The 20,199-nt window shown below is 74.6% G+C and carries 20 protein-coding genes and 1 pseudogene; 8 read left to right on the plus strand and 13 right to left on the minus strand.

All coding sequences use genetic code 11. The annotated features are described in order from the left end of the window. Window positions 1-10: 10 nt before the first annotated feature. The 3 genes from ACFY29_RS01500 to ACFY29_RS01510 are packed head-to-tail and all read right to left on the minus strand — an operon-like array spanning window position 11 to window position 2,114. Window positions 11-766: a class I SAM-dependent methyltransferase gene (locus ACFY29_RS01500; protein ID WP_386982444.1), complete on the minus strand. Its 756-nt coding sequence runs from the start codon at window positions 764-766 to the stop codon at window positions 11-13. After that, the gene (locus ACFY29_RS01505; protein ID WP_386982446.1) at window positions 763-1,443 is read right to left on the minus strand and encodes a DUF2064 domain-containing protein; all 681 of its coding nucleotides are present in this window, start codon (window positions 1,441-1,443) and stop codon (window positions 763-765) included. The genes ACFY29_RS01500 and ACFY29_RS01505 overlap by 4 nt, the downstream gene beginning before the upstream one ends. Further along, window positions 1,440-2,114 (minus strand): glycosyltransferase family 2 protein, encoded by a 675-nt coding sequence (locus tag ACFY29_RS01510; protein WP_328416039.1) that lies wholly within the window; start codon window positions 2,112-2,114, stop codon window positions 1,440-1,442. Before ACFY29_RS01510 ends, ACFY29_RS01505 begins: the two co-directional genes overlap by 4 nt. Before the next feature lie 145 nt (window positions 2,115-2,259). Here ACFY29_RS01510 and ACFY29_RS01515 point away from each other — a divergent pair, with 145 nt between their 5' ends. After that, window positions 2,260-3,795 (plus strand): hypothetical protein, encoded by a 1,536-nt coding sequence (locus ACFY29_RS01515; protein WP_386982450.1) that lies wholly within the window; start codon window positions 2,260-2,262, stop codon window positions 3,793-3,795. A gap of 168 nt (window positions 3,796-3,963) precedes the next feature. On the opposite strand, the gene ACFY29_RS01520 is transcribed toward ACFY29_RS01515, so the two are convergent. Continuing rightward, window positions 3,964-5,028: an NAD-dependent epimerase/dehydratase family protein gene (locus ACFY29_RS01520; protein WP_386982453.1), complete on the minus strand. Its 1,065-nt coding sequence runs from the start codon at window positions 5,026-5,028 to the stop codon at window positions 3,964-3,966. Window positions 5,029-5,271: 243 nt separating this feature from the next. Here ACFY29_RS01520 and ACFY29_RS01525 point away from each other — a divergent pair, with 243 nt between their 5' ends. Both ACFY29_RS01525 and ACFY29_RS01530 read left to right on the plus strand, forming a co-directional pair. Beyond that, the gene (locus ACFY29_RS01525) at window positions 5,272-6,636 is read left to right on the plus strand and encodes a molybdopterin-dependent oxidoreductase (protein ID WP_386982456.1); all 1,365 of its coding nucleotides are present in this window, start codon (window positions 5,272-5,274) and stop codon (window positions 6,634-6,636) included. Continuing rightward, window positions 6,629-7,123 (plus strand): hypothetical protein, encoded by a 495-nt coding sequence (locus tag ACFY29_RS01530; protein WP_386982459.1) that lies wholly within the window; start codon window positions 6,629-6,631, stop codon window positions 7,121-7,123. Before ACFY29_RS01525 ends, ACFY29_RS01530 begins: the two co-directional genes overlap by 8 nt. Here the strand turns inward: ACFY29_RS01530 and ACFY29_RS01535 are convergent. From ACFY29_RS01535 to ACFY29_RS01565, 7 genes and pseudogenes are all read right to left on the minus strand, one after another. Further along, window positions 7,090-7,797 (minus strand): dihydrofolate reductase family protein, encoded by a 708-nt coding sequence (locus ACFY29_RS01535; RefSeq protein ID WP_355606914.1) that lies wholly within the window; start codon window positions 7,795-7,797, stop codon window positions 7,090-7,092. The genes ACFY29_RS01530 and ACFY29_RS01535 overlap by 34 nt on opposite strands. A 140-nt stretch (window positions 7,798-7,937) precedes the next feature. Then, a pseudogene (gene ribA, locus ACFY29_RS01540) lies at window positions 7,938-8,555 on the minus strand (GTP cyclohydrolase II); the annotation flags it as partial. 58 nt (window positions 8,556-8,613) lie between these two features. Next, window positions 8,614-9,552, minus strand: coding sequence for a lysylphosphatidylglycerol synthase transmembrane domain-containing protein (locus ACFY29_RS01545; RefSeq protein WP_386984591.1), 939 nt, complete (start codon window positions 9,550-9,552; stop codon window positions 8,614-8,616). A gap of 64 nt (window positions 9,553-9,616) precedes the next feature. After that, window positions 9,617-10,441 (minus strand): class I SAM-dependent methyltransferase, encoded by an 825-nt coding sequence (locus tag ACFY29_RS01550; protein WP_386982462.1) that lies wholly within the window; start codon window positions 10,439-10,441, stop codon window positions 9,617-9,619. After that, window positions 10,438-11,523, minus strand: a complete 1,086-nt coding sequence (locus ACFY29_RS01555) for a glycosyltransferase family 4 protein (protein WP_386982465.1) — start codon at window positions 11,521-11,523, stop codon at window positions 10,438-10,440. The genes ACFY29_RS01550 and ACFY29_RS01555 overlap by 4 nt, the downstream gene beginning before the upstream one ends. Continuing rightward, window positions 11,520-11,918, minus strand: a complete 399-nt coding sequence (locus ACFY29_RS01560) for a 6-carboxytetrahydropterin synthase (RefSeq protein WP_328416026.1) — start codon at window positions 11,916-11,918, stop codon at window positions 11,520-11,522. Before ACFY29_RS01560 ends, ACFY29_RS01555 begins: the two co-directional genes overlap by 4 nt. Window positions 11,919-11,920: 2 nt before the next feature. Next, a complete protein-coding gene (locus ACFY29_RS01565; RefSeq protein ID WP_386984593.1) occupies window positions 11,921-12,901 on the minus strand; it encodes a dehydrogenase in 981 nt (326 codons plus the stop codon). A gap of 93 nt (window positions 12,902-12,994) precedes the next feature. Here ACFY29_RS01565 and ACFY29_RS01570 point away from each other — a divergent pair, with 93 nt between their 5' ends. Then, window positions 12,995-13,936, plus strand: coding sequence for a CDP-alcohol phosphatidyltransferase family protein (locus ACFY29_RS01570; protein WP_386982467.1), 942 nt, complete (start codon window positions 12,995-12,997; stop codon window positions 13,934-13,936). After that, window positions 13,936-15,678 carry a sulfatase-like hydrolase/transferase gene (locus ACFY29_RS01575; protein ID WP_386982469.1) on the plus strand — a complete coding sequence of 581 codons (1,743 nt, stop codon included), beginning with the start codon at window positions 13,936-13,938 and terminating at the stop codon, window positions 15,676-15,678. Before ACFY29_RS01570 ends, ACFY29_RS01575 begins: the two co-directional genes overlap by 1 nt. A 26-nt stretch (window positions 15,679-15,704) precedes the next feature. Here the strand turns inward: ACFY29_RS01575 and ACFY29_RS01580 are convergent, their stop codons facing one another. Beyond that, window positions 15,705-16,148, minus strand: a complete 444-nt coding sequence (locus tag ACFY29_RS01580; protein ID WP_328416024.1) for a helix-turn-helix domain-containing protein — start codon at window positions 16,146-16,148, stop codon at window positions 15,705-15,707. Window positions 16,149-16,289: 141 nt separating this feature from the next. On the opposite strand from ACFY29_RS01580, the gene ACFY29_RS01585 reads away from it, so the two are divergent. Together ACFY29_RS01585 and ACFY29_RS01590 are read left to right on the plus strand one after the other, a co-directional pair. Continuing rightward, window positions 16,290-17,156: an aldo/keto reductase family oxidoreductase gene (locus ACFY29_RS01585; protein ID WP_386982471.1), complete on the plus strand. Its 867-nt coding sequence runs from the start codon at window positions 16,290-16,292 to the stop codon at window positions 17,154-17,156. Between the two features lie 115 nt (window positions 17,157-17,271). After that, window positions 17,272-17,682, plus strand: a complete 411-nt coding sequence (locus ACFY29_RS01590; RefSeq protein ID WP_386982473.1) for a hypothetical protein — start codon at window positions 17,272-17,274, stop codon at window positions 17,680-17,682. A gap of 82 nt (window positions 17,683-17,764) precedes the next feature. Here ACFY29_RS01590 and ACFY29_RS01595 read toward each other — a convergent pair whose 3' ends face one another. Beyond that, entirely contained in the window at window positions 17,765-18,358 is a 594-nt protein-coding gene (locus ACFY29_RS01595) for a helix-turn-helix domain-containing protein (protein ID WP_386982476.1), read from the minus strand. Between the two features lie 82 nt (window positions 18,359-18,440). Here ACFY29_RS01595 and ACFY29_RS01600 point away from each other — a divergent pair, with 82 nt between their 5' ends. Then, window positions 18,441-20,006 (plus strand): FAD-dependent oxidoreductase, encoded by a 1,566-nt coding sequence (locus tag ACFY29_RS01600; protein WP_386984595.1) that lies wholly within the window; start codon window positions 18,441-18,443, stop codon window positions 20,004-20,006. The last annotated feature ends 193 nt before the right edge of the window (window positions 20,007-20,199 follow it).

Raw genomic sequence — 20,199 nt, forward strand, 5'->3', positions numbered from 1 at the left:
GCCCGTACGGTCAGGTGCGGTCGGAGACGCGCGGGTGGACGGCGGTCAGCTCACCGAACCAGCGCCGGCCCCGGGGGAAAAGCTCCCGCACGGCCAGCCCGGCGGCCCCGGCGACCTGGTGGACGACGTGCGCGTCGAGCCGGGCCCAGCGGAACGGTGGGCCGAGCCGGACCGGGCCGGCCGGACAGGTGGCGGCCACCCGGGCGTGTCCCTGCCAGAACCCAGCGCCGGGGGGCTCCAGCTCCACCAGCACGGTGCCGCCGGGCCCGAGCAGCGTCCGGCACCGGTGCAGCAGCGCGACCGGATCTCCGCCGATGCCGATGTTGCCATCGATCAACACCGCGTGTGCCCACCGGCCCTCGCTGGGTAGCGGGTCGAACAGGTTGCGGCGCAGGGCGACGGCGCCCCGGGCTCGGGTCAACCGCACCGCGTGCGCCGAGACGTCCACGCCGACGGCCGCCAGCCCGGCCCGGGCCAGCGCCACGGTGAGCCGGCCCGGCCCACAGCCGAGATCCAGCGTCGGCCCGACGCACCGAGCCACTACCGCGGTCACGGCCGGCTCGGCCGGGCCGTGCCAGCGTCGCACCGGAAGCCGGCTGCGCACCCCGTCGCCGTGCACCAACCACCGACCGCCCGCCGCTCGGTCGCCCAACGCGGCGGCGAAGCCGTCGGGCCCGGCGTCACAGCCCGGCGAGCCGTCGCACCCGGCGGGGCGGGGCGGTGCCGCCTCGGGCGGGACGTCAACTGCCGTGTCGACCGGGTTCATCGCCGGTCCCCCGGCACCAACGCGAGCTGGACCGCGGCGACCTCCCGGGCGAACCGGCCGTCCGGCACCTCTGCCGCCACCGCCAGCGCGTCGGCCCACTCGTCGACGTCACGCAGGACCGGCAGCGGCACGGTCCGCAGCCCTCGCCCGGTCAGCGCCGCCCAGGTGTCGTGGCCGGTGTCGGGCGTCGACATCGGCACCCCGCGCAGCACGTCCGCGTGCCGGGGGTCGCGCAACCCCAGCGACCACCAGCCGCCGTCGCGTGCCCGGCCGAGAACCGCGTCGGCGGCCCGCAGCCGGCGTACCGCGGCGGCCAGCCGGACCGGGGTCAGCTGCGGGGTGTCCATCCCGATCTGGAGCACGGGCCGACCCGGGTACGCCGCCGCCACCTCGGCGTACGCGTTGGCGAGCCGGTCGCCGAGCCCGGCGCCCCGCTGGTCCAGCACCGGCCAGCCGGTCAGCGCGGCGGTCAGCTCGGCGGCGTCCTCCGCCTCCGTCAGCCGGCCCGTAGAGGCCAGCACCGGGGTCACCCCCGGCGTGGCGCGAACGGCGTCGAGGGTGTCGCGCAGCGCGGCGGCGGCGATCTGGGCCGCCTGTTGCGCGGTGGCCGGCGGGCAGAGCCTGGTCTTCACCGCCCCGGGCACCGGCGCCTTGGCGACGACCAACAGAACGGTCACCGGGGGCCGTCCACGGTGCGCAGCACGCCGGCGAAGTCGCGGGTGGCGCGCAGGGTGCCCCGGACCGAGCCGGACACCTTGGATCGGGTGCCGGCGGCTCGCGGCGCGTACGTCACGTCCAGCTCGTGGATCCGCCAGCCGGCGGCGGCGGCCCGGATCAGCAGTTCGAGGGGGTAGCCGAAGGCCCGGTCGGCGACGCCGAGGGCGAGCAGCTCGTCGCGCCGGGCCACCCGGATCGGGCTGAGGTCCCGCAGGGGTACGCCCCGACGCCGCAGCAGCGCGGCGACCAGCGCCGTACCGGCCCGGGCGTGCCACGGCCAGACCCCGGCCCCGACCGGTCGACGCCGGCCCACGCTGAGATCCGCCGTGCCGGCCGCCACCGGGGCGACCAGGGCCGGCAGCTCGGCCGGGTCGAAGGAGCCGTCGGCGTCGAGGACGCAGATCAGCTCACCGTCGGCGGCTTCCAGGCCGGCGTGCACCGCCGCGCCGTACCCACGGCGGGGCTCGTGGACCACCCGGGCGCCGTGCCGAGCGGCTACCTCGGGCGAGCCGTCCCGGGAGCCGTTGTCCACCACGATGGCCCGGTAGCCGGGTGGCAGGGCGGTGAGCACGCCGGGCAGGGCGGCCGCCTCGTCCAGGCAGGGCAGCACCACGTCGATCTGAGTCGGCATACCGCCGACGCTAGGACGGCACCCGGCCGGCGGAGGCCGGAATGTGCTTACCGAACCCTTACCACCAGGGCATTTCTTACCGTCCGGTGACGGGCCGGCGGTTCCGCCCCGGGAGGGCGGGCTGTCGCCGTACCGTCCGGTGGTCATGACCTCGACCGCCGCTCCCGCCGCCGCCCCCGAACGGGCCACGACCCGCCGCTCTCGGGGGGACCTGCTGGTGCTGGGCGTGGAGGCGGCGCTGCTCGCGGTGGCCGTGCTGGTGGGGGCGCTGCTCAACGCGCGCGGCGCCGGGCTGTACGCCGACGCCGCCCCGCTGTACGCGACCTGGCGGCCGCATGTGGGCTGGGGCAGCCCGGCCGCGCTGCTGGTCGCGGTCGCGGTGGTGGGCTGGGGCGCACGGTGGGCCCGCACCGCCCGGTGGGGTGTCCTGCTGGTCGCCGCGTGGTTGGCGGCGGTGGCCTGGACACTGTCGTTGGCCCTGGTGGACGGCTGGTCGGCGGGGCTGGCCGGGCGGCTCACCCCGCAGGCCGAGTACCTGCACGAGGTTCCCCGAGTCACCGACATCCCGGCGATGCTGGCCGGGTTCACCGGACGCATCCTGGACTTCCAGCCGGACGCCTGGTCCACCCACACCGCCGGGCATCCCCCGGGCGCACTGCTGATCTTCGTCTGGCTGGACCGGGTCGGTCTGGGCGGGGGTACCGCAGCCGCGCTGGCCTGCGTGCTGGTCGGGGCCACGGTGGCGGTGTCGGTGCCGGTGACGCTGCGGGCGCTCGACGCGGACGACGCGGCCCGCGCGGTGCTCCCGTTCCTGGTGCTGCTGCCGGGCGCGGTCTGGGTGGGCGCCTCCGCCGACGGCATCTTCGCCGCCGTGGTCGCGGCCGGCCTCGCCCTGCTGGCGGTGCGTGGCCGGGCCGCCGCAGCGGCCGGCGGCGCGGTGCTCGGCTTCGCACTGCACCTGTCGTACGGGTTTCTGCTGGTCGGGGTGCTCGCGCTGGCCGTGCTGGCACTGCGGCGGACGCACCGGATGGGTGCGCTGCTCGCCGCCTGCGCCGGGGTGGTGGCCGTGACGGCGGTCTTCATTGCGGCGGGTTTCCACTGGTGGGACGGGTACCGGTTGGTGGTCGAGCGGTACTACCAGGGCTGGGCCGCCGACCGCCCATACGGCTACTGGGTGTGGGCCAACCTGGCCGCCCTGCTGCTCAGCGCCGGGCCGGTGCTCGGGCCGGCGCTGCGGCGGGTGCTGCTGGCCGTCCGATCGGAGTGGTGGCGGCGCGGGCTACCGGCTCGTGGCCGTCTCGCCGGGCGAGTTGCGCTGCGCGGGGCGCTGCCGGCCCGCGCCCCCACGCCGCCGGCCGGGCCGGCACCGGGCGGCCCGCGCTTCGGTCCGGGCGCGGCGGCTAGCGGGTGGCGGACCGCCGGCCGCGTGACCAGGCCGGCTGCAGCGGCGGTACGCGCGGTCGGGCCGACCCTGCTGCTACCGCTGGCCGCCGTGGTAGCGGTGCTCGGTGCGGACCTGTCCGGGCTGAGCAAGGCCGAGGTGGAGCGGATCTGGCTGCCGTTCGTCGTCTGGCTGCTGGTGGCCACCGCCCGTCTGCCGGCCGGCTCGCGGCGCTGGTGGCTGGCCGGGCAGGCGGCCACCGCCCTGGCCGTCAACCACCTGCTCTGGACGGTGTCGTAGCCACGGGTCCGGCGGCACCCCGGACGGGACGCGTGCGGCGCGCCCTGGCGTGGGGGCTCTACCCCGCTCGAGCGTGATGACTCTGAGGCATAAATATGCCTCAGAGTCATCACGCCTAGTACCCACACCGCCTCGGCGAAGCTGGCAGCGAGCGCGGGGGATGCGCGGTCAGCCGGCGATGGCGGCCGGCTCGCGCAGCGGGTCGGTGGCGAAGCCGGCAACCCCCTCGGCGAAGCCGACCCGGGCGGTGTAGCCGAGCAGTTCGGCGGCCCGGCGCGGGTCGGCCACCACGTGCCGCACATCGGCCGCCCGGGCGCCACCGACCACCTGCGGGGCAGGTCCGCCCATCGCCTCGGCCAGGGTGACCGCCAACTCCCCCACGGTGTGCGGCTCACCCGAGCAGACGTTCACCGGCACCAGCGTGGCCGGCGGCGCGGTGCTGGTCAGGGCCAGCAGGTTCGCCTTCGCCACGTCGGTGACGTGCACGAAGTCGCGCTGCTGCCGGCCGTCCTCCAGCACCCGGGGAGCCTCGCCGGCGGCCAGCGCGGACCGGAAGATCGACGCCACTCCGGCGTACGGGGTGTCGCGGGGCATCCGGGGACCGTAGACGTTGTGGTAGCGCAGCGCCCAGACCGCGCCGCCGGTCTGCCGGGCCCACGCCGCGGCCAGGTGCTCCTGGGCGAGCTTGCTCGCCGCGTACGTGCTGCGCGGCTCCAGCGGCGCGTCCTCGGGCACCAGCACCGGGTCGAGGCCGAGGCCGCAGCGCGGGCAGGTCGGGTCGTACCGGCCGGCCGCGACGTCCTCGGCCCGCCGGGGCGTGGGACGCACCGTGCCGTGGCCGGGACAGGTGTAGCGCCCCTCGCCGTAGACCACCATCGAGCTGGCCAGCACCAACCGGCCGATCCCGGCCCGGTGCAGCGCCGCGAGCAGTACCGCCGTGCCGTAGTCGTTGTGCGTGACGTAGTCGGGGGCGTCCGACGGGTCGAGGCCGTGCCCGACCATCGCCGCCTGGTGGCAGACCGCGTCCACCCCGGACAGCAGTCGGTCCAGCAGCGGGCCGTCGCGGACGTCGCCGCGTACCACCTCGTGGCGGCGGGACCAGGCGGGCAGCTCGCCGCCGTGCGCCTGGGGCAGCAGCGCGTCCAACGCCACCACCTCGTGCCCCTGCTCAACCAGCAGGTCGACGACCTGCGACCCGATGAACCCGGCCGCGCCGGTGACCAGTACCCGCATTCCGGTCACGGTAGGACGGACGAGGTACCCGGCGGGCCGGTTCGGGTGACCCGTAAGGAGTTCGCAACAGCTCGGCGGCGCGGGCGACCGGTAAGTGTTCGGTAATACAGCAAACCGGCCCGAACCGTACCGGCGCGGTCTAGCCTGCCCGCAGCGCACCCGCCACCGCCCCCGGCGGTCCGGCGCGCGCCGGCCGACGGCCCGCGCCGGCGTCGGTGTCGGCTCGGCGAGGAAGGAGCAACGGTGCCCACCAGCAGATCCGGCCCGAGCGGCCAGAGCGACGCGCCGGCCGCAGGTGGCTACGGCGCGCCGCGCCGGTTCTGGCGGTCGTTGGACCGGCACCGGCCACCCGGGGTGGACGCGGTCGAACGGAGTTGGCGCAGTCCGCTGCGCGGTCCGTGGCTCACCGCTGTCTACGGGTCGGTGCTGCTGGTGGCGCTGCCCTTGGTGATCATCACGGGGCTGCTCGATTACGTCGCCTACGGCCCCCGCTTCGACCAGGCGTTGCCGAGCAACGTGGGCTGGCTGCGGCTGCCCGACTTCGACTGGCCGACCCGGCCGTCCTGGCTGTTCCGGGTCACCCAGGGTCTGCACGTCACGCTCGGGATCGTGCTCATCCCGGTGGTGCTGGGCAAGCTCTGGTCGGTGCTCCCGAAACTGTTCGACTGGCCGCCGGCGCGCTCGCTGGCCCAGGTGCTGGAACGTCTCACCCTGCTGCTGCTGGTCGGCGGGATCCTGTTCCAGATCGCCACCGGTCTGCTCAACATCCAGTACTCGTACCTGTTCGGCTTCGACTTCTACACCGCCCACTACTTCGGCGCCTGGATCTTCACGGGTGCGTTCGTGGCGCACGTGGTGCTCAAGTTCCCCCGGCTGGTGGCCGCGCTGCGGTCCCGGCCCCTGGGCGCCGAGCTGCGGACCCCGCGCACCGCGACCCGGCCCGAGCCACCCGACCCGGACGGTCTGGTCGCCGCGGCGCCCGGTGCGGCCACGGTCAGTCGGCGCGGCGCGGTCGGCCTGGTCGGCGGCGGGGCGCTGCTGCTGGCCGCGCTGACCGTCGGGCAGAGCCTGGACGGCCCGCTGCGCCGCACCGCGCTGCTGCTGCCCCGGGGCCGACAGCCCGGCCCCGGACCGAACGGCTTCCCGGTCAACCGCACCGTCGCCGCCGCCGGCGTACGCCCCGAACAGACCGGCGCCGGCTGGCGGCTGACCCTGCGCGGCGGCGGCCGGACGGTGACCCTGGACCGCCCCGGGCTGCTGGCCATGGCGCAGCACACCGCCGTGCTGCCGATCGCCTGCGTGGAGGGCTGGTCGACCCGGCAGACCTGGACCGGTGTACGGCTGCGCGACCTGGCCGCCCTGGTCGGGGACGCCGACCCGTCCGCCGCGCGGGTGTCGTCACTGGAGAAGGCGGGGCTGTTCCGTCAGGCGGTCCTCGCGCCCAATCAGGTTCTCGATCCGGATTCGCTGCTCGCCCTGCGGGTCAACGGCGTCGACCTCTCCCCCGACCACGGCTACCCGGCCCGGGTCATCGTCCCGGCCCTGCCCGGGGTGCACTGCACCAAGTGGGTCGCCGAGATCGACTTCCGGGGCCGGGCCGATGACTGAGCTGGCCGCCCGGCTGCGCACCGGCTACGGCGCCGGCCCCCGGCATCTGATCGTGGTGACGGCCGCCATCGTGCTCGCCGGCTGGGTGGCGCTGCGGCTGGCCGGGGAGGCGACGGCCGGCCGGATGCTGCTCTGGTTCCTCGGCGCGGTCATCGCCCATGACCTGGTGCTCTTTCCGGTGTACGCGACCGCCGACCGGTTGCTGCGGGCCGTCGTCCGCCCCGGGACGAACCGCCGGGTGGCGCTGCTCAACCATGTCCGGGCACCGGTGCTCGCGAGCGCCCTGCTGTTCCTGGTTTTCGCCCCCGGCATCCTGCGGCTCGGCGAGTCCACCCACCTCGCGGCCACCGGGCAGGACCAGCGGCCCTACCTGGCCCGCTGGCTGCTGCTCAGCGCCGCCCTGTTCCTGCTCAGCGCCCTGACGTACGCCATCCGCGCCATCGCCGGCCGGCGTCAGGTTTCGCCGAAGCGGTCGGAGAGGGCGTAGCGGAGCAGCACCACGTCACCGATCTGCCGTGCCTCGGCCAGCCGCGCCCGGCGCCCGGCGTGCCAGGGGAAACTGCCCTCGCCGACAAACCGGGGCGCCCGGTCGTCACCGACGAAGAACGGGGCGACCACCAGGTGCAGTTCGTCGGCGAGGCCGGCGGTGAGGAACTGTGCGTGCACCGTCCCGCCGCCCTCCACCATCAGCCGCCGCACGCCCCGGGCAGCCAGGTCGGCCAGCAGCCATCCGGGGTCGACCGGCTCACCCGCGTCCACCACGGTGGCCAGCCGGCCGAGCCGCTCCTGGGTCTTTTCCAGCGCGCCGGTGGCGCAGTAGACGAGCCGGGCCGGGTCGCCGGCGGTGAAGAACCTGGCGGTCGGGTCGAGGTCGCCTCGGGCGGTCAGGGTGACCTTGGTGGGTGAGGCGGGCCGGCCGCATGCCACCCGCTCGGCCCGACGGTGGGCCGAGCGGACCAGCAGCCGGGGATCGTCGCGGCGGACGGTGCCGGCGCCGACCAGGATCGCGTCGCAGCTGGCCCGGACCGCGTCGACCCGGTCCAGGTCGTCCTCGTTGGACAGCAGCAGCCGCTGGTCGGAGGTGTCGTCGATGTACCCGTCGATCGAGGTGGCGCAGCTCAGCAGCACGTACGGCCGCGCCGTCGCCGGCCAGCAGCTCACCGGGAGACGGGCCGGTCGGGGGTACGGCCCGTCGGCGCGGGCGGCGCACCCTCCGCCACCAGCGCCTCGGCCGCCCCGGCCTCCGCTGCCGCCCCCGTTTCGGCTGCCGCCGTGGTCTCGGCTGCCTCGGTCTCCGCCGCCTTGGCCGCCTTCGCCGCCAGGTAGCCGGCGTTGGCCGGGGACAGGAAGACGCTGGTGGGCACCCGCTCGGCGACCGCCACGCCCAGCCGGGTCAACTGCTCGGCCTTGTCGGGGTTGTTGCTGAGCAGCCGGATCCGCGGCACGCCCAGCGTCGCCAGCATCTGCGCGGCCACGCTGTAGTCCCGTTCGTCCTCGCCCCGGCCGAGCGCGAGGTTCGCCTGGTACGTGTCCAGCCCCGCGTCCTGCAGGGCGTACGCGTCGAGCTTGGCGTACAGGCCGATGCCACGGCCCTCCTGCCGCAGGTAGAGCAGGAAACCACCGGCCTCGGCGATCCGCTGTGCCGCCTCGCGCAACTGCGGCCCGCAGTCGCAGCGTTGACTGCCGAACACGTCGCCGGTCAGGCACTCGCTGTGCGGCCGGACCAGTGGCGGCTCACCGTCGGTGGCGAGCCGGTCCAGCGCGCCGGCCCAGTCGCCGAGGCCGAAAGCGAGGTGTTCCCGGCCGTCCACCAGGCCCTTGAACGAGAACACCCGGGCGGTCGTGGCGTAGCCATCGGGAAACGCCAGCGGCACCGTGACCTGCGTACGGACCGTGGCGACCGGCAGTGCTTCGCGCATGGGACTCCTTTGTCCAGCGTCACCGTCGCGCGGCGACGCGTAGCGTCTCACAACCGGCTCAACAGCCGCCGCCGGAGGGACCTTCCCGCCCGGCGGCCGGAACCCGAGCCCGCCGGGCGAGCAGCACCGCGGCCCCGGGCAGGCTGGCCACCAGCACAAGTGCACCGTAGACGGTGGCGGTGGCGACTCCCTCGGCCGCGCTGAGCCCGGCCGCGCCGAACGCCCACGCGGCCACCCCCTCGCGCGGGCCGAAGCCGGCGATGTTCAGCGGCAGCCCCATGGCGAGCAGGGCGAGTAGGGTCAACGGCAGCAGCCGGGACAGCGGGGCGTCCGAGCCGGCGGTGCGCGCCGCCACCAGGAAGGTGGCCAGGTGACCGGCGACCATCACGGCGGAGGCGAGCAGCACGCCGAACCAGGTCCGTCGGGCCAGCAGCCCGGCCCGGACGTCCGCCACGGCGGTGCGCAGCCCGCGCGCCCACCGCGACCGGCCGGCGTGCGGCAGGACCCGTGCCAGCAGCACGGCGGCCAGTCCGACGACGGCCAGCAGCGCGGCGGCGGCCGGCAGGTACGGCCGCACCGGAGACGGGAAGGCGGCCAGCACCACCAGCGCGACAACCACCAGGACCACCTGACCGGCGGCACGTTCCCAGACCACCGCGCGGATGCCCCGGCTCACGTCACCGGCATCCCGGCCGTGGCGGACCGCCCGGTGTACGTCGCCGAGCACCCCGCCGGGCAGGGTGGCGTTGAGGAACACCGCCCGGTAGCAGTGCGCCACCGCGGTGGCCAGCGGGAGCCGTACGCCCAGGCCACCGGCGACCAGGCTCCACCGCCAGGCCGCGCAGACCGTGGTGAGTACGCCGATGAGCAGTGCCGCGGCCAGCGCTGGCGCGTCGATCAGCCGCACGCCGGCCAGGAACGGGCCGCTGCCCACCTGCCACAGCAGGACGGCGAGCAGACCCACCCCGCCGACCACTCGTGCCCAGGCCCAGAACATCGGCGCCGGTCCTCCCTGAAGATCGTCCACTTGCTCTAGTGCACGTACCCGGGGCGTCAGTGGTTCATCCCTGGGCGAGTAGGTCCCGGTGCTCGACGAGCACTCCGAGCCGGCCGGCCGCCGCGTCGGCCAGCCGGCGTTCGGAGTACGCCTGCGCCGGGCCGGCCAACTCGGGTCGCTGTTCGCAGGCCGCGCCCAGCCAGCCCCGGAACCACTCGGCGGCCAGGTCGGCCTGCTCCGGGCCGAGCCGCCACGGGCTGCGCCGCTCCCGCACGTTGCCGCCTCGGCGGGCGAACGCGGCTGCGGTGGCGGCGACGGCATCCGGGCCGAGCAGCCGCCGGCCGTCGACGGTACGCCGCTGGTGGTCGTTGAACGCCGCCTCGATCACCGGGTCCAGCGGGTCCGCCGGGGTGAGCCTGACCTGCCCGGTCACCGAGAGCGCGAACAGGGCAGGGCGCCCGGCGTCGGCGCAGGCGGCCACCACCCGCTCGACCTCCTCGGCGGTCAGCATGTCCAGCAGCGCGGACGCGGTGACCAGCGCACTGTCGGCCAGGTCGGTGGCGGTCAGCCGGGTGAGGTCGCCGCACCGGGTGCTGACCGTGACGGGTGCTCCATCGGCGGCGGTGACCCCGGTCATCGCGTCGGCGGCACGGGACAGCAGATCGGCGTCCCGATCGTGCAGCACCCAGTGCTGCGGCCCTGGCAGGCGGGCCGCCAGCCAGCGGCTCATCGAGCCGGTGCCGCTGCCCAGGTCGTGGATCAGGGTCGGGGCGTCGCTGGTCAGCCGGAGGCGGAGGGCGTCCACCAGGTCCTCGGCGCGGGCCGCCGCGTCGGCGGGCTCGCGCAGCCGCAGCCAGTCGGCGAACGGCAGGGTCTCCTCGACGGTCACTCCGCCACCTCCTCCAGCACCGCGGCCAGGCGCGCGGTGGTCACCGGCCAGTCGGTCAGGGTGTCGCGTCGGGCGAGCGCGGCACGCCGCAGCCGGGCGCGCAGCTCGTCGTCGCCCAACCACCAGCTCAGCGCGCCGGCCAGCGCGGCCGGATCGTCCGGTGGGACCAGCAGCCCCGGCAGGTCACCATCGGGGGTCTGCCCGAGCGCCTCCGGTAGGCCGCCCACCTCTGTGCCCAGCACCGGCAGGCCGCGGGCCAGCGCCTCGGTGACGACCATGCCGTACGTCTCGCCCCGCGACGGCAGCACGAGCAGGTCAGCGGCGGCGTACGCGTCGTCGAGCGCCGCACCGGTCAGCGGGCCGGCCAGCCGGACCCGGTCGGTGAGGCCCGCGCCGGCGAGCCGGTCGCGCAGCCGGTGCACCAGCTCGGGCTCCCGGGTCAGCGTGCCGACGCAGACCAGCGTCCAGGGCACCGCGGCCAGGACGGACAGGGCGTCGACCAGCACGTCGTGGCCCTTGTGGCGGGTGACCGCGGCCACGCAGAGCAGCCGGTCGCCGGTGGCCGAGCCGGGGGGCACCGGCGACGTCGGCGTCACCCCTGGCGGCGCGGCCCGGACCCGGTCGGCGGGCAGCGGATGGCGGGCCAGCAGGCGGTTGCGGGTCCACTCGCTGGTGGTGACGACGGCCCGTGCGCTGGCCAGCGCACGGGCCTCGGCCTCGTCGTCCAGCGGCATGTGCACCAGGACGACCAGGCGCAGCCGTCGGCTGTGCGGGGTGAGCAGATCGGGCACGGTCGAGGCGATCAGGCCGTCGAGCAGCACCACGGCGTCGTCCGGCACGGCGGCGAGCAGCCGGGCCAGCTCCGCCCGGGCGGCCGGGTCGGGGTGCGGCCACGCACCGGGCACCGGGTGCTCGTGCACCGACCAGCCGTGCTCGGCGAGCCCGGCGCAGATCCGCCGGTCGTAGACGTTGCCGCCGCTGGGCGTGGTCGGGTCGTCGATGTCGCCGGGCAGGACGACGTGCACCGCGCGGGCGGGCGCTTCCGGTCGGTCGACCGGCGCCGGTCGGCCGGCACCGATCACAGCGACCGCTCGTAGCTGGCCCAGGCGACGTGCGACTCGTGCAGGGTGACGGTGATGCCGGCCAGCTCGCGCGCACCGGCGCCCAGGTCGCCGGCGTGCACCCGCTCGGCCAGCCGGTCGGCGACGGTGCGGGCCAGCACCTCGGTGGTGGTGTTCACCCCGGCGAACGCGGCCTCGTCGTCGAGGTTGCGGTAGGTCAGCTCGCCGAGCACGGCCCGCAGCTGTTCGGTGGCCAGGCCGATGTCGACCACGATGCCGTCGGCGTCCAGGTCCGGCCGGCGGAACGTCGCGTCCACCACGAACGTCGCCCCGTGCAGACGCTGGGCGGGGCCGAACACGTCGCCCCGGAAGCTGTGGGCGATCATCATGTGATCCCGAACGGTCACGCTGAACATGGTCACTCCCCGTCGTAGGTGATGAGGTGGCAGAGCGCGGGCAGGTCGCCCGTGCTCAGTCGGGCGAGCACGTCGGGCAGCTCCGCGAACCGGGACGCGCCGGTGATCAGCGCGTCGAAGGCGGGATCGTCGAGCAGGTCCAGGGCGAGCGCCAGCCGGTCGGTGTAGCTGCGCCGCCCCCGTCGAGCGGGCGCGACCATGCCGACCTGGCTGCTGCGCACGGTCAGCCGGCCGGAGTGGAACGCCCCACCCAGCGACACCTGCACCGGGCGGTCGCCGTACCAGCTCAGCTCGACGACGGTGCCCTCCGGTGCGAGCAAATCCAGCGAGCGTTGCAGCCCGGCGGCGGTGGCGCTGGCGTGCACGACCAGGTCCCGGTCACCGGAGGCGTCGGCCGGGCTGGCGAACTCGACGCCGAGCGCGCCGGCCACGCCGGCCCGGCGGGCGTCGGTGTCGACCAGTTCGACGTGCACGCCGGGGAACCGGGCGAGCAGCGCGGCGACGCAGCAGCCCACCATGCCCGCACCGACCACGGTGACCCGGTCGCCGACCAGCGGCGCGGCGTCCCACAGCGCGTTCACTGCGGTCTCCACCGTGCCCGCGAGCACCGCCCGCGCGGGCGGCACCCCGTCCGGCACCGGCACCACGGCGGTGGCCGGCACGACGTACGCGCTCTGGTGCGGGTGCAGGCAGAAGACCGTGCGCCCGAGCAGTTCCGGCGGGCCCTGCTCGACCAAGCCGACGCTGAGGTAGCCGTACTTCACCGGGCCCGGGAAGTCGCCCTCCTGGAACGGCGCGCGCATCGCGGCGTACTGGTCGGCGGGCACCCGACCGGCGAAGACCAGCGTCTCGGTGCCCCGGCTGACCCCGGAGTAGCGCGCCCGGACCAACACCTCGTCGGGGCCCGGGGCGGGCAGCGACACCGGCCGGATCTCCGCCGCGCCGGGCTCGCGCACCCAGCAGGCGTACGCCTCGCGGATCACCGTCGCGCACCTCACCTTTACTCCCGGCCGAACCGAACGGCCACGTTTTCCGTGTTCCCTGTTGGGGTCGTCGATCATAAACACGGAGGTACGGTGCCCACAGTTCGAAGCGGTCCGATGATCGGGCTGGGCGCGCAACTGGTCGTGCTGGCTGCGCTGGCCGCCACGGTGGGTCTGAGCGGCGCGGGTTGGCTGGTCGGGACCGGCTACGCGGTGGTGACCTGCCTCGCGTTGAGCCGGGGCCTGCACCGGGCCGGCGCGTCGCGGCTGGGCCCGGCCGACCGGGTGACGCTGACCCGGGGTGTCCTGGTCGGCGCGGTCACCGCGCTGGTGGTGGACTCGTTCAGCCGGCCCGCGCCGGTGGGGTTACTGGTCGCGGTGAGCGCGGTGGCGCTGCTGCTGGACGCGGTGGACGGCCTGGTGGCGCGGCGCACCGGCACGGTCAGCGCGCTCGGCGCACGCTTCGACATGGAGGTCGACGCGTTCCTCATCCTGGTGCTCAGCGTGTACGTCGCGCCGACCGCCGGTGCCTGGGTGCTGGCCATCGGCGCGATGCGGTACGCGTTCGTCGCGGCGAGCGCCGTGCTGCCCTGGCTGAGCGGGTCGCTGCCGCCGCGCTACTGGCGCAAGGTGGTGGCCGCCGCGCAGGGCGTGCTGCTGGCGGTGGCCGCGGCACGGGTGCTGCCGGAGCCGTGGACGACGCTGGTACTGGTGGTGGCGCTGGCGCTGCTGGTCGAGTCGTTCGGCCGAGACGTCGCCTGGCTCTGGCGGCGCCGGCCGGCGCCCCGCTCGGTGGTCCCGCAGGCACCGGCTGCCGCACTGGCGCCAGTTACCGCGCCGCCGACAGTTGCCGCACCGGCGCCGACCGTGCCGCCGGTGCGCGCGCCGCGGGCCGTGCCCGCCCTCGTGGTCCTGCCGCCGATGCTGCCGGTCGCGGTGCCGTCCCCGGTCTCCGTACCGCCCCTGCTGCCGGTGCACGCTTCCGCAATGGCGGGCGGCTCGGGCGGTACGGTCCACTCCGACTGGAGGCTGTGATGACCCTTCCCGCCCGGCTGAGCCGGCTGGCTGACCGGTTCCGCCCGCGCCGCCGGACGGCGGATGAGGCGTCGGCACGTACCCCCGGGGTGTTGGCCGCGAACGGCGGCCGTGCGCGGCGGACGGCGGGCGCGGTGGGCAGCCTGCTGGCGGTGCTGCTGGTGTTCGCCGTCCTGGTCGGCCCGGACCGGCTGGGTCTGCTCACGCCCGGCGCCTTCCTGCGCATCCCGCTGGAGGGGCTGCTCGTCGCCGCGCTGCTACTGGCGCTGCCGGCGCGGCCCCGGCGGGTGGTGGTGGTCGTGGTCGGGCCGCTGCTCGGCCTGCTGGCCATCGTGAAGCTCGCCGACCTGGGCTTCCGCACCGCCCTCGACCGGCCGTTCGACCTGGTGCTGGACTGGCTGCTGCTGGACGACGCGTTCGGCTTCGTCCGGGACTCGGCCGGCCGGGCCGGCGCGGTCGGCGCGGCGGTGGGCATCGTGCTGCTGGTCGGCGCGCTGCTGCTGGTGCTGACGCTGGCGCTGCGCCGGATCGCGTCGCTGCTGGCCCGCCACGAGCGGGTGGCGACCCGGGCGGTGGCCGCGCTGACCGTCGCCTGGGTGGTCTGCGCCGTCGTCGGGGTGCGGGTCGTCCCGGGCGTGCCGGTGGCCGACGCGGGGAGCACCGCGCTGGTCGGCGCGCACGCCGGGCAGGTGGACGAGCGGCTGCGCGACCGGGGGGCCTTCACCGCCCAGATCGCCGCCGACCCGTTCCGCGACGTCCCGGGCGACCAGTTGCTGACCGGGCTGCGCGGCAAGGACGTCCTTCTCGCCTTCGTGGAGAGCTACGGCCGCGACGCGGTCGAGGACCCGGAGCTGGCGCCGCAGGTCAACGCCGTGCTGGACGCCGGGACCGAGCGGCTGCGCGCGGCCGGGTACCAGGCCCGCAGCGGCTTCCTCACCTCCCCCACCTTCGGCGGCGGCAGCTGGTTGGCACACGACACGCTGCTGTCGGGCCTGTGGACAGACAACGAGCAGCGGCACCGCAGCCTGCTGGCCAGCGATCGGCTCACGCTCAACGGCGCATTCCAGCGAGCCGGCTGGCAGACCGTCGGGGTGCTGCCGGCGGCCACCCAGCCGTGGCCGGAGAAAAGCTTCTTCGCGTACGACCGCTACTACGACGCCGAAGCGCTCGGCTACCGGGGGCCGAAGTTCAGCTACGCCCCGATGCCCGACCAGTACACGATGTCGTTCTTCCAGCGGCAGGTCCGCGCCAGCGCCGACCGACCGATCATGGCGGAGATCCCGCTGATCTCCAGCCACTCCCCGTGGACGGCAGTGCCCCGGATGATCGGCTGGGACGAGGTGGGCGACGGCTCGATCTACCACGGCGCCGCCGCCGGTGACGACAGCGGCGACACCGATGGGGACACCGGCCGGATCCGTGCCGGATACCGGCAGTCCATCGGGTACTCACTGGAGACGTTGATCTCCTACGTGCAGACCTACGGGGACGACGATCTGGTGCTGGTCTTCCTCGGCGACCACCAGCCCGCCCCGGTGGTCACCGGCGAGGGCGCCAGCCGGGACGTACCGATCACCATCGTCGCCCGGGACCCGGCAGTGCTGGACCGGGTGGCGGGCTGGGGCTGGCAGGACGGCCTGCGGCCCGGCCCGCAGGCTCCGGTGTGGCCGATGGACGCCTTCCGGGACCGGTTCCTGACCACGTTCGGGCCGTCGACGCCGCCGATCGCCGCACCCCGCTGACCACGCAAACGTCGTGTCTGCTGGGCTCAGGCGACCTGGTTGTCGTATGTCGCGCGGTTGGCGAGCACGTCGTCCATGTGCGTTTCGGCCCAGCCCTTCAAGCCGCGCATCACCTGGTGCAGGGAGAGGCCGAGGTCGGTCAGCTCGTAGGTGACCGTGACGGGCACGGTCGGCACCACAGTGCGGGTGACCAGACCGTCGCGTTCAAGGGAGCGCAGCGTCTGAGTCAGCATCTTCTGGCTGACGCCGGCCAGCATGCGCGACAGCTCCGAGTACCGCATCGAGCGGGGTTCGCCGGCGCAGTCGGCGCCGAACTGCTGCGAGCCGTCGCTGCGTAGCGCGGCCAGAACCAACGTGACCCACTTGTCCGCGATTCGGTCGAGCAGCTTGCGGCTGGGACACTGCGCCACGAAAGCGTCATATTCCACCTTGGCCTGTGCCCTCTGCTGGGCCGCTGTCGTCGTCGCCATCGAACCATTCCTCCCACTGCTGGGTACGTTACGAACCTCTAGGTGCCTACTTCCCGTCAGGAAGTTACCCCCTGATAGTGGAACAGGTATCCGCGATGCACCAGCACCGCTCAGCGCGACGCGAAAGCCAGAGGTATGAGCATGGCCTCCACTTCCCTTCCCGGCGGCACCTGGACGCTGGGAGACCTGACCGTCACCCGGTTCGGCTACGGCGCCATGCAGCTCGCCGGCCCCTGGGTCATGGGACCGCCGGCCGACCACGACGGCGCACTCGCCGTCCTCCGCGAGGCCGTCGAGCTCGGCATCACCCACATCGACACCGCCGACGCCTACGGGCCGCATGTCACCAACCAGCTGATCCGGGAGGCGCTGCACCCGTACCCCGACTCGCTGCACATCGTGACCAAGGTCGGCGCGAACCGCGACCAGCAGGGCGGCTGGCCCGCGGCCCGTGACCCGGAGAGCCTGCGCCGGTCTGTGCTCGAGAATCTGGAGAACCTCGGTCTCGACGTGCTCGACCTGGTCAACCTCCGACTCGGCAATGCCGAGGGACCTCAGCCCGGTTCGGTCGCCGAAGCGTTCGAGACGCTCGTCGAACTCCAGCGGCAGGGCCTGATCCGGCACCTCGGAGTGAGCAACGCGACCCCGGAACAGGTCGCCGAGGCGCAGACGATCGCGCCGATCGTGTGCGTGCAGAACATGTACAACCTCGCGCACCGCCAGGACGACGAGCTGATCGACGCACTCGCCGACCAGGGCATCGCCTACGTGCCGTTCTTCCCACTCGGCGGCTTCAGCCCGCTGCAGTCCTCGGCGCTCTCGACCGTGGCCGCCCGGCTGGAGGCAACACCGATGTCTGTCGCCCTGGCCTGGCTGCTGCGGCGCTCGCCGAACATCCTGCTGATCCCGGGCACCTCGTCCACGACACACCTGCGCGAGAACATCGCGGGCGCGGGACTCTCCCTCTCCGACGACGACCTCGCCGAGCTGGACAAGATCGGCCGCTAACGGAACATCCGCCGGCGGATCGCGCAAGGTTGGGCCAGGAGGGCGGGATCAAGGCGCGGCGAGTGCCGCCGGCATTCGATGTTCACCGATACGGCCCCTGCGAAGATCACGGCGGATGGCCGAGACTGTAGCGATGTCGCAAGATGTCGGGGGTGCGCCACGCACGCAGGTAGCAATCACCGCTCTGCTCATCGTCGCTGGCGTGCTCATTCTCTTCGTCCCCGCCAGTAACGAGGGCAGAGTCCTCGTGCCCCTCAGCGAAGGTCACGGACTGTCCGCCGTGGACGTGGTCGGCGCAGCACTGCTGGCGTTCGGCGGCACCTGGCTGGAAGTGCTCGTGGTACGGCGCCTTCCGCATCTCGCCCTGCCCCCTCGGGCCTTGTTCGCACTCGGCCTGCTGGCCGGCCTCGGCATAGGGCTCCTGATCGCCTCGGCCTTTTCGGGATTCTTCTGGTGGTGGGCTGTCGGCGCCACCGCACTCGGCGTTGCCGTCCTCATCCTCGTGCCCCTCACAGCACGCCGTTGAGGCCGTTGACCGAACGTCCACTTCTGCCGATGACGACGCGCTGACTCACCACGCGGACGGCTAGCCGGGCAGACGCGCCGGACTACCCCTTGTCGGAGGTGGTGGGCCGGGCGCGGACGTGCAGCCGCTCCCCCTGCGGCCCGAAGAGGCTGAGAGCCTCCGTGGTGCCAGGGCCGGGGTTGATCACCCGGTGCGGAATGCGGGTGTCGAACTCGGCCACCTCGCCCGGGGTCAGCGTCAGATCGTGCTCGCCGAGCAGCAGGCGCAGCTGGCCCGAGAGCACGTAGATCCACTCGTACCCCTCGTGGGTCTGCTGGGTGTGCTCCCCGGTGGGCGTGTTCGGCGGGAGGATCTGCTTGAACGCCTGCAAACCGCCCGGTCGGCGGGTCAGCGGCAGGAACGTCACGCCGTGGTGGACGATCGGCTTGGGGCGTACCCGTGGGTCGCCGGTGGCCGGGGCGTCCACCAGCTCGTCCAGGGGCACCTGGTAGGCCCGGGCCAGCGGGAGCAGCAGCTCCAGCGTGGGCCGGCGGCTGCCGCTTTCCAGCCGGGACAGGGTACTCACCGAGATGCCGGTCAGTTCGGCGAGCTGGGCCAGCGTCGTGCCCCGTTGGTTGCGCAGGGCGCGCAGCCGTGGGCCGACGGCGGCCAGCGCCGCACTGTCGTCGTTTGCCATAACAGCAAGGATAGTTGCCACCTGGCCGGCGGCGACGGATGGTGGGCGCAGCCGACAAGTAAGGGGAACACCGGTGGACGAGATGTACGACGTAGTGGTGGTGGGCGGCGGCGCGGCCGGGCTCAGCGGAGCCCTGGCGTTGAGCCGAGCCCGACGGTCGGTGCTGGTGATCGACTCCGGCGAGCCGCGCAACGCGCCGGCCGGCCATGTGCACAACTACCTGGCGCGGGAGGGGACGCCGCCGGCCGAGCTGGTCGCGGCCGGGCGTGCCGAGGTGGCCGGATACGGCGGGCAGTTCCTGGCCGGGCGGGTGGAGACGGCGGTCCGGGACGACGACGGGTTCCGCCTCAGCCTCGACAACGGGCACGCGGTGCGGGCCCGACGGCTGTTGGTGGCCACCGGGCTGACCGACGAGCTGCCCGACGTCCCCGGTCTGGCGCAGCGCTGGGGTCGCGACGTGCTGCACTGCCCGTACTGCCACGGCTGGGAGGTTCAGGACCGGCGGATCGGCGTGCTGGCCACCGGTCCGATGGCCGTGCACCAGGCCGAGATGTGGCGGCAGTGGAGCTCGGACGTACTGCTCCTGCTGCACGACGCCCCGGCACCGGACGAGGAGGCGGCCGAGCGGCTGGCCGCCCGAGGCATCGCCGTGGTGCCGGGCCCGGTCGCCGCACTGGAGGTTTCCGGGGACGCGCTGAACGGCGTCCGGCTCGCCTCCGGCCGGGTGCTGCCGCTCGACGCGCTGGTGGTCTCGACCCGGACCGCCCCCCGCGCCGGGTTGCTGGTCGGGCTGGGCCTGGCCCCGGAGGAGGTGACGATGGGTGGGTACGTGATCGGCAGCCAGATCCCCGCCGACGCCACCGGGGCGACGACCGTCCCGGGCGTCTGGGTGGCCGGCAACGTCGCCGACGTACGCGGCCAGGTGATCGCAGCCGCCGCGGCCGGCCTGGGCGCCGGAGCGGCGATCAACGCCGACCTGATCGCCGAGGAGACCCGCGACGCGGTGACCGCGTACCGGCAGATGGTGGCCACGACCTTCGAGGAGCCGGCGTGGGAGGAGCGTTACAACTCCAAGCCGGCGGTGTGGAGCGGCCGGCCGAACCCGCAACTGGTCACCGAGGCCGCCGACCTGGCCCCGGGACGGGCGCTGGACGTGGGCAGCGGCGAGGGCGCCGACGCGGTGTGGCTGGCCGAGCGCGGCTGGCGGGTGACGGCGGCGGACATCTCCACCACCGCGCTGGGCAGGGCCACGGAGCACGCCGACGCCGCCGGCGTCGGCGACCGCATCGAGTTCACGCACGTCGACCTGCGCGACAAGCCGCCCGCCGAGGAGGCGTACGACCTGGTGTCCGCGCAGTTCATGCACCTGCCACCGCCGCAGCGGCGGGAGCTGTTCGCCCGGCTGGCCGCCGCCGTGGCACCAGGCGGCATCCTGCTGATCGTCGGGCACCACCCGTCCGACCTGTGGACGTCGGCGCACCGGATGCACATGCCGGACATGATGTACACCGCCGAGGACGTGGCCGTCTCACTGGATCCGGCCCGGTGGGAGGTGCTTACCGCCGAGGCCCGGTCCCGCGCCGGCACCGACCCGGACGGCAAGGAGATCACCCTGCACGACGCAGTCCTGGTCGCCCGCCGCCGCTGAACCCACCCAGCCACGTTGATCATGGAGTCGTGGTGGGCGACAAGAGCGGCGGATCAGGGCCTTCCGGGCACCACGACTCCATGATCGACCAAGGAAGGGCGGGCTCGGGAGCCGGCGGTGGGGCGGGCCTACTCTCGGCGCGGCCTCGGCGGTAGCGTTGCGCCACACTCACGGCCCGCGGGGTGCTCGACCG

Source organism: Micromonospora sp. NPDC000668 (genome assembly GCF_042897975.1).
Taxonomy (GTDB): Bacteria; Actinomycetota; Actinomycetes; order Mycobacteriales; family Micromonosporaceae; genus Micromonospora.

Coding starts and splice junctions, on each gene's coding strand:
- ACFY29_RS01500 (WP_386982444.1), bottom strand. CDS start 766: ATGAACCCGGTCGACACGGCAGTTGACGTCCCGCCCGAGGCGGCACCG.
- ACFY29_RS01510 (WP_328416039.1), bottom strand. CDS start 2,114: ATGCCGACTCAGATCGACGTGGTGCTGCCCTGCCTGGACGAGGCGGCC.
- ACFY29_RS01515 (WP_386982450.1), top strand. CDS start 2,260: ATGACCTCGACCGCCGCTCCCGCCGCCGCCCCCGAACGGGCCACGACC.
- ACFY29_RS01520 (WP_386982453.1), bottom strand. CDS start 5,028: ATGCGGGTACTGGTCACCGGCGCGGCCGGGTTCATCGGGTCGCAGGTC.
- ACFY29_RS01530 (WP_386982459.1), top strand. CDS start 6,629: ATGACTGAGCTGGCCGCCCGGCTGCGCACCGGCTACGGCGCCGGCCCC.
- ACFY29_RS01545 (WP_386984591.1), bottom strand. CDS start 9,552: ATGTTCTGGGCCTGGGCACGAGTGGTCGGCGGGGTGGGTCTGCTCGCC.
- ACFY29_RS01560 (WP_328416026.1), bottom strand. CDS start 11,918: ATGTTCAGCGTGACCGTTCGGGATCACATGATGATCGCCCACAGCTTC.
- ACFY29_RS01575 (WP_386982469.1), top strand. CDS start 13,936: ATGACCCTTCCCGCCCGGCTGAGCCGGCTGGCTGACCGGTTCCGCCCG.
- ACFY29_RS01580 (WP_328416024.1), bottom strand. CDS start 16,148: ATGGCGACGACGACAGCGGCCCAGCAGAGGGCACAGGCCAAGGTGGAA.
- ACFY29_RS01585 (WP_386982471.1), top strand. CDS start 16,290: ATGGCCTCCACTTCCCTTCCCGGCGGCACCTGGACGCTGGGAGACCTG.
- ACFY29_RS01590 (WP_386982473.1), top strand. CDS start 17,272: ATGGCCGAGACTGTAGCGATGTCGCAAGATGTCGGGGGTGCGCCACGC.
- ACFY29_RS01595 (WP_386982476.1), bottom strand. CDS start 18,358: ATGGCAAACGACGACAGTGCGGCGCTGGCCGCCGTCGGCCCACGGCTG.
- ACFY29_RS01600 (WP_386984595.1), top strand. CDS start 18,441: ATGTACGACGTAGTGGTGGTGGGCGGCGGCGCGGCCGGGCTCAGCGGA.